The 8,084-nt window shown below is 57.0% G+C and carries 5 protein-coding genes; 1 reads left to right on the top strand and 4 read right to left on the bottom strand.

Annotated features, from left to right (window positions below; translation table 11 throughout):
- The first annotated feature begins 54 nt into the window (after nucleotides 1-54).
- Entirely contained in the window at nucleotides 55-1,017 is a 963-nt protein-coding gene (locus ACO77H_RS17625) for an alpha/beta hydrolase (protein ID WP_432754372.1), read from the top strand.
- Between the two features lie 71 nt (nucleotides 1,018-1,088).
- On the opposite strand, the gene ACO77H_RS17630 is transcribed toward ACO77H_RS17625, so the two are convergent.
- From ACO77H_RS17630 to ACO77H_RS17645, 4 genes are all read right to left on the bottom strand, one after another.
- The gene (locus ACO77H_RS17630; RefSeq protein ID WP_172314475.1) at nucleotides 1,089-3,596 is read right to left on the bottom strand and encodes a TonB-dependent siderophore receptor; all 2,508 of its coding nucleotides are present in this window, start codon (nucleotides 3,594-3,596) and stop codon (nucleotides 1,089-1,091) included.
- 336 nt (nucleotides 3,597-3,932) lie between these two features.
- Complete coding sequence (locus ACO77H_RS17635) at nucleotides 3,933-6,455, bottom strand: TonB-dependent siderophore receptor (protein WP_432754373.1); 2,523 nt, start codon at nucleotides 6,453-6,455, stop codon at nucleotides 3,933-3,935.
- Between the two features lie 106 nt (nucleotides 6,456-6,561).
- A complete protein-coding gene (locus ACO77H_RS17640) occupies nucleotides 6,562-7,494 on the bottom strand; it encodes a FecR domain-containing protein (protein ID WP_170058407.1) in 933 nt (310 codons plus the stop codon).
- Complete coding sequence (locus tag ACO77H_RS17645) at nucleotides 7,491-7,997, bottom strand: RNA polymerase sigma factor (RefSeq protein ID WP_262377088.1); 507 nt, start codon at nucleotides 7,995-7,997, stop codon at nucleotides 7,491-7,493. The genes ACO77H_RS17640 and ACO77H_RS17645 overlap by 4 nt, the downstream gene beginning before the upstream one ends.
- Nucleotides 7,998-8,084 lie beyond the last annotated feature (87 nt).

Genomic DNA, 8,084 nt, shown 5'->3' on the forward strand with positions numbered 1-8,084 from the left:
CAACGCCGCCCCTGCACAGGGGCGGCACTGTATTGAATCAATAAGGAACACGTAATGCCCCTGGACCCCGATCTCGAAGGTTTTCTGGAGTTGGCTGAAATGGGTCGCCTGAGTGGCAAGAGTCAGCCCATGCATGTCTTGAGTGTGAGTCAGGCACGGCAGGAGTTCGAGTTGAGCTCGCAGATCCTCGACCCTTCGCCGCCCGCCAGCCTGACGATTACAACCTTGCACATCCCGACACGCGACGGCGCAAAGATAGAAGCCCGGCTATATCGCTCGGCACATCATGCCCAACCTTCACAACCGAGCATTCTGTATTTCCACGGTGGCGGCTACGTGGTCGGCAGCCTTGACTCCCATGACTCGATTTGCCGCCGCCTGGCATCAAGCGGACGCCATGCCGTCCTGGCCCCGGCTTATCGGCTGGCTCCGGAGCATCCGTTCCCCACGGCCGTCAACGATGCCCTGGATTGCGCCAACTGGCTGGCTCGCGAGGCGCACTCCCTGAATCTGGACCCGGACAATGTCAGTGTCGCCGGCGACAGTGCCGGCGCCACCCTGGCCACGGTACTGGCCATCAGCGCCGTGCAGACACCCGAACACCTTGCGCTAAAGCCCAAGACCCAGTTGCTGTTTTACCCGGTGGCCGACACTCAGCGTACGCGCCCTTCCCACCAGCTGTATGCCGAAGGCTATCTGCTGGAAAGCGATACCTTGCAGTGGTTCTATCGACATTACACTCCCGACGCTGAGCAACGCGGTGACTGGCGCACATCACCGTTGTTGGCAAAAGACCTCGGTCCTCTTGCACCGGCCTACGTCAGCCTGGCCGAGTACGATCCGTTGTATGACGAAGGACTTGAATACGCCCAGCTGCTTCGCGATACCGGGACTGACGTTACTTTGTTGACTCAGGGTGGGTTGACCCATGACTTCCTGCGGATGTCGGGGATCAGTGCGGACATTGGCGGGATTTATGTGGCAGTCGAGGGGTGGTTGGAAGAGCGTACGGACTGAATATGCTGTGTTGCTCCGTGAGGCATAAAAAAGGGACATCTGGCGATGTCCCTTTTTATTTCAAGCTACGGTTACCAGAAGGTACCGCGCAAAGTCAGCATGTGGTTGCGCTCGTCGCCATACCAGTTGCCCGATGCCGAAGACCCCAGTTTGCTGTAGTACTTCTTATCAAACAGGTTGTTGGCGTTGTAGATAACACTCCAGTTTTCGTTAACTCGGTATTCGGCCATGGAATCCCATACGGCATAACCCGCCTGAACGTACTTGTAGTTCTGCTCCACATCGTTCACAAATGTGGTCCCACTGACGTAGGTAGCGCTTTGCAAATTCACGCCACCGCCGATTTTCACGTCGTTGAGTATTCCTGGTAACCGGTAGGTGGACCATAGTTTAAACTGATGTTTTGGCGTAATACTGCTGAATACCTTCGCCGCAGTGCGGTTGCGATTGTGGTTATACGTATAGCCCGCCAGAACGTTCCAGTCCGGCAAGACTTCACCGGTAAACTCCATGTCGACGCCTTTGCTGACGACCTCACCCTGAGGCAAGTAGCAACAGTTGCCGCCGAACAGAATACTGGACTCTTCGTAGCGTGGATCCAGCACTGCCTCGTTTTTACGCGAGGTGTAGTACAACGCAAAGGAAGTGTTGACGGCTCCGCCCCACAACTCGCCCTTTACGCCGGTCTCGTACGTCTTGCCGGTCATCGGCTCCATGGAGCTGCCCGGTAATGGTCCCTGCATCGTGCTTTGTTGAGGCTTGAAGATTTCGGAGTAGCTGGCGTAGGTCGACCATTCGTCCGTCAGGTCATAGACGATACCGCCATAAGGAACCAGTTTGGTTGCTTCGCGGGTCGATACGTCCGACTGCACTTTCCAGGCTCCCTCTTCGATCGCTTGGTACAACTGATCAAACTTGTACCGCTGCGCACGAGCACCAATGATCAAGTGAAGTGGGTCCGCCAGTTGCAAACGCAATGTAGAGTAAAGGCCATATTGTGTCTGGCTGTTGGGGCTGTAGTTACGAATAAAGTTCTTGTCTGTTCCAGGTTGTGGCCAGGGCGTCGCATCCGGGTCAAATACATTCACCGGATTGCCTACCCCGTTGGACGAGGTAGTCCCCTCCCACTGGCTGGTGATTTTTTGATGATCCATGCCAACCAGCAATTCGTGCTGCAAGCCTGCGTATTCGAATTTGCCAGCCAGGTTCACATCAAGAAGCTTCTGATCGCTGCGATACTGATTATTAGTGCCTCCGGTTTTCGGGCCGGTGAGTGTTACCGGGTCGACAGCGCCGAAGCTGAATGCTGCTTTTGAAAAGCCAGAATCCAGCGTTTGGGTATACGAAACATTGAGCTTCCAGTCATCGCTCAGTTCATGGTCGACCTTGGCAAAAATTTCTTGGGATCGCCCGTCCAGATACGACCACTTCTGGGTCAGGCTGGTACTTCTGGACAGACCAAGGTCCTTGCCGTTCACATCGCGCGGTAAACCGATCCCCGACCCCGTTTCATGAATACGCTCCGAGCGCCCACCCAAGGTCAGGCGTGTGTCAGGGAGGATATCGGCTTCCAGAATCCCGTAGAAAATCGGCTTTTCTGTACCCCGATCATCCAGCATGTACTGACGATCCGTGTAAGCCGCGACCATCCTGCCACGCAACTTGCCATCAAAGCCCAACGGACCGGTGACATCCATTTGGGTGCGATAATTGTCCCAGCTGCCCGCCGACATATCGACTTTCAACTGATAGGCATCCAGCGGGCGTTTGCGCACCAGATTGATCATGCCACCCGGGTCGCCGGTACCGCCAAAGAGACCGGAAGCACCACGTAGGACCTCAACATGGTCGAACTCAACCAGATCGTAGTTTTTGTTGGAGTAGAAGCTGCCAGACGTAGTGCCCAATGCCATCGGGGCAGCACCGTCGATTTGAATATTCTCAATCTTGAAGCCGCGCGACGAGAAGTCCGACAAACGGAAATTGTTGTTAGTGACCGTGATGCCCGGCGTCACTTTCATGGCTTCAGCCAGGTCAGTCATGCGTTTTTCGTCAATAACCTGCGCCGTCACCACCGACACTGACTGTGGCGTCTGCCGCAGACTGGTCGGGGTTTTCGAACCGATACTGGTCAAGCCGGTGGTGTAGGAGCCGGAGTTCTCCGTCATCTCTCCCATGCCCTGGCCCTGGATGGTAGTGGCGCCCAGCTCAAGAGTTGAACTCGTACTATTTTCGGGGCCGAGGATGACGGTATTGTTTTCAATCCGGAAAGTCAGGCCCGCGCCTTTGAGCAATGCTTCAAGAGCTGCCTCGGGCTCCAGGGTGCCTTTGACGGCGGTGGACTTCTTGCCCGCAACCATATCCGGCCCGAAAAGCACTTGCAGGCCGGTCTGCTTACCCAGCTCGGTCAGGGCCTTGTCCAGCGACTGGGCTGGCACATTCACCTGTATGGGCTGGGCGAAAGCCACGCCGCAGACACTTAGAGCCAACCCAAGGAGCGCTACCGACACGCAACTGCGGCAGGAAGAGAGGGGAGCATTGAAGAGTTTTTGCCTGAACCTTTTACTCTCGCGTTTCATTGTTTGGTTAAGCCCCAGATATGTCATTAATGTCGAAGGCCTCCCACTCTTGAGGCGGAATGACCTGAATTTAGTTAAACCGTCCGGACTCCACTCCCTGTTGCAGAGGGACGGTTTTGGCTTGAATCGGTGTCGAGCCATTAATGAACGTTTGGGATAAAAATAATTTAGAAGGATTCTCAATCACTTTGTAACAGTCGCAAAACCTTTGCCTCAGGTCCACACCGCATCTTGTCAGCCACGCAGTGGAGTACTCACCTCTAAATCATTGGCGAGCTTGGCGCACGTAAAAAAATCACCTCAGGTGAGGTGATTTTCTACGACGATAGGGACAGCCTAGAACGTACCCCGCACAGTCAGCATGTAGTTGCGCGGTTCACCGTAGTAATTGCCATACTCGGAAGTCTTCAGAGTCTCGAAGTACTTGCGGTCAAACAGGTTGTTGCCGTTGAGGGCAACGGTCCAGTTTTCATCGACTTTGTATTCGACCATGGCGTCCCATACGGCGTAGCCGCCTTGGGCCATATCAAAAGGCTTTTCATCGTACGCATCATACCCGTCACCTGTTTGGTTCTTTCTAACCCTATAAGATGTTCCGCTGGCGTAGCTGGCACTCTGAATGTTGACACCACCACCTACTTTCCAGTCAGAAAGACGATCAGGCAGTGTGTAAACGGTCCACAACTTCGCCAAATGCTTGGGTGTAACCGTAGTGAGGAAAGTGTCCTTGGTACCATTGTCTGTGAGATTCAAGGTGTAGCCGCCCATCACCATCCACCCAGGCAACACCTCACCACTGGCTTCAAGCTCAAGACCCTTGCTGACGATTTCGCCCTGGGCCAGATAACAGCAACTACCGCCATACAAGACTGACTCAGCCACGAACCGAGGATCTTGAATCGCCTCTTTCTCCCGCTTGGTATAGAACAGCGCAGCCGAAACGTTCAGCATTGCGCCGTAGAGTTCCCCCTTAATGCCGGTTTCGTAGGTCTTGCCAACCATGGGTTCCAGGACTTTTCCAGAAGTACTTGGACCTTGCAGTTGCTGGGCCTGGGGCTTGAAGATTTCCGAATAGCTGGCGTACGCCGACCATTCATCATCGAGGGCGTAAACCAAACCACCGAAGGGAACCAACTTAGTCGGTTCACGATGATTGCTCTGGGACTCAATGCCCCATGCACCTGTATCAGCCTTTACGGCCATGTAGGTCTGTTCGAACTTATAGCGCTGCACCCTGGCCCCGATGATCAACTTGAGTGGATCTGTCAGTTGTAAACGCAAGGTCGAGTACAGACCATACTGCTTACGGGTATTGGGGCTGTAATCACGCTCAAGCTTGTTGCCAATGCTGTCAGAAGGCAGAGGTGTGAGGTCTGGATTGTAGACATCAATAGGATAGAAGCCCTGCATAGCTTTCGTTGAGCGCCAGCGGCTGGTCACCTTCTGCGCATCAGCACCGATCAGCAGTTCATGCTCACGATTGAACGCCGTAAATTTTCCGGAAACGTTGGCATCGAACAGCGTCTGCTCACTCCAGCTTTTAATGTAACTCCCTCCCCAGGTAGCGCCTTCAAGCGTTACCGGATCAGGAGAGCCCCACAGGAATGCACCTTTGGTCTCGGATTTATCGAAGGTATTGGTCAAGGAAACGTTCAACTTCCAGTCGTCAGCCAATTCCTGGTCGTACTTGGCAAAGATTTCCTGGGAGCTGTTATCGCCATAGGCCCAGTTCGGCGAGTACCAAGTGCGGCGACTGAGCTTCAAGTCCTGCCCGGTGCTGAAGCGCGGCAAACCGTCGCCGGTGCCATTTTCATGAATTTTCTCGTAGCGCCCCCCGACGGTAACCCGCGCCGTGCCTGTTACATCAGCCTCCAACACGCCGTAAATGAAAGGTTTCTCGGTGCTACGGTTATCCATGAAGTACTGGCGATCGGTGTTGGCGACCACCACACGCCCACGCAATTTACCGTCAAAGGCCATTGGCCCCGTCACGTCGACTTCAGTACGGTAGTTGTCCCAGGAACCTGCCGATGTATTGAACTTGAGCTGGAAGTAGTCCAGCGGACGTTTACGCACGGCGTTGATGATGCCACCCGGATCACCAGTCCCACCGAACAGGCCGGATGCTCCCTTCAACACTTCGATATGGTCGAACTCAGCCATGTCATAGGTTTTGTTGGCGTAGAAGGTACCGATACCAGAGCCGATATCCATCGGCGAGGCGCCATCAATCTGGATGTTATCGATACGGAAACCACGAGAAATGAACTGCGGCAGGCGGTAGTTGGCGTTTTTGACGGTGATGCCCGGCGTGCGCCGCATGGCATCGGACAGATCAACAATACGCCGGTCTTGCAGGACCTGCTGGGTGATGACAGACACCGACTGCGGTGTGTCCCTCAGACTGGTAGGCGTTTTTGAACCGGCGCTGACAAGTCCGGTAGTGTACGACCCCGAATTCTCCGTCATCTCCCCCATCCCCTGCCCCTGAATCGTGGTAGCCCCCAACTCCACCGCCCCTCCCTGCACCGGGGCCTTTTCAATCAAGATCACATCATCACTCAGCCGGGCGACCAGGCCGCTGTTCAGCAACAGCCGGTCAAGCCCCTGCTGCACCGGGTAGTTCCCCTTCAACCCTTGCGACTGCTGACCCGCCACCCACTCGCTGACGACCATCAACCGCAACCCGGATTGCTCGGCAAAGCGCGTCAGTACCTGGTCAAGTTGACCGGCTTCGATATCGTAGGCCCGGTTGTCGGTCTTCTGCTGCTGCGCCGCCTGTGCCGGCAGGCTTATTCCCACGGCACTGGCCGTGGCTAGTGCCAGGCTCAAGGCGGTGTGCCTGATCAGATGCTGCATAACGCTCCCCCTGCTGAAATCAGCCAAATAAAAATCAATCTCAACAGGAAAGACGTCAGCCTTCTGAAACCCGACAGCGGCGGCCAGCGTATTTTTTGCGCATGGGTTACTGTCGGCGCGAGTCGTCGCGCTCGATCACGGTCAGCCACGGCAGCAGGCGCACCCGCAGTGGCAGGGTGCGTTGCAGCAGTTTGAGTTGGGCGTCGGTATCGTCGGTGGCGATGATGCCGGTCACGGGCAGGTCGCGCAGGCTGTTGTCGCGGACCCAGATCACGCCGCGATGGTAGCGACCCAGTTGCTCCAGCACCTCGCCCAGGGGTTGGCGGTTGAACACCAGTTTGTCGCGGCGCCAGGCCGTGGCGGTGCCGACGTCGACCGGTTGGGTGCGCGCGCGGCCGTCCGGGCCGTATTGCACGGCCTGTCCGGCCTCGACATCGGTGGTCTGCGGGTCGCCGTCCAAGGTCACACGCACGGCGTGTTCGGTGACGACCATCCGCACCTGCTCGCCCTCGCGTCGCACGTCGAAGCCAGTGCCCAGCGCGCGCAGGCTGCCGCGCCCGGCGCGTACTTCGAAGGGGCGTTGGGTATCGGGGGCGACCTGGACGAACAGTTCGCCGGTATACAGATGCAGCACCCGGCGACCACCTTGCATGTCGATATCCACCCGGGTGCGCGGCGCCAGTTCCAGGTGCGAGCCGTCGTCCAGTGTGACGCGGCGGTGCTCACCCAGGCCGGTCACCTGGTCCGCCATCCAGCCGTGTTGCTCCGCCTGCCAGGACAAGCCGCCCGCCAGGCTCAATGCGACGACCAGCCCCAGTTGCAACAAGCGGCGTGACGATCCAGGTGGGCGCTCCAGTGCGCTGCCCAGGCTCTCCCACAGTCGTTCCGCCGCATGGGCGGCACGCTGGTGTTCGGGCGAGGTTTCGCACCACTGCAGGTAGGCGTCCCAGGTCGGTGCCTCGGGGCTGCCCGAATGCAGGTCGACCAGCCATTGCAACGCCTGCTCGGTCAGCAATGGTGAAGGTTTTTCCAGTGTCACTCGGTCATCCCAAGACGCCGGGCGCAATGCAGCACCGCGCTCATGATGTATTTGCTGACCATACTGGGAGACACCCCGAGTTGCTTGGCAATCGCCGCATGGCCCAAGCCGTCGAGGCGGTTGAGCAGCAAGGCCTGGCGGCTGTTCTCGGACAATTCTCCCAACGCCTGCTGCAACAGCTGCAATTGCTGGCGCATTTCCACCAGTGCCGCAGGGCCCGGGCATGGGTCGAGCAACTCGTGTTGCACATCCTCCAGCGAGTCCATCGGCCCGCGCCGTGTGCGGCTGCGGCCCAGGTCGATGATCAGGTTGCGCAATACGCGAATCAGGAAAAACCGCGGATTGGTGATGGTATGGGTGCGCTGCTGCCGGTCCAGGCCGACGTAGCGCACAAACGCGTCCTGCATGAGGTCGGCCGCCATTTCCCGGTCGCCCAGCCGACGGTAGGCAATCTGCTGCAGTTCGCGATGATAGAGGCGAAACAACCGATCCAGATTATCCAACGCACACTCCATGGGCATCCGTGTGCAGGGCACACATAGGGGGCGCTAGACTACAATTTATGAGAATCGTTCGCAACAGCATAAAAC

It is taken from the genome of Pseudomonas sp. WMBT8 (assembly GCF_050916005.1).
GTDB lineage: Bacteria > Pseudomonadota > Gammaproteobacteria > Pseudomonadales > Pseudomonadaceae > Aquipseudomonas.

Excerpts from the sequence above, each read along its gene's own strand:
- ACO77H_RS17630 (WP_172314475.1), bottom strand. The coding sequence starts at position 3,596 with ATGAAACGCGAGAGTAAAAGGTTCAGGCAAAAACTCTTCAATGCTCCC.
- ACO77H_RS17625 (WP_432754372.1), top strand. The coding sequence starts at position 55 with ATGCCCCTGGACCCCGATCTCGAAGGTTTTCTGGAGTTGGCTGAAATG.
- ACO77H_RS17635 (WP_432754373.1), bottom strand. The coding sequence starts at position 6,455 with ATGCAGCATCTGATCAGGCACACCGCCTTGAGCCTGGCACTAGCCACG.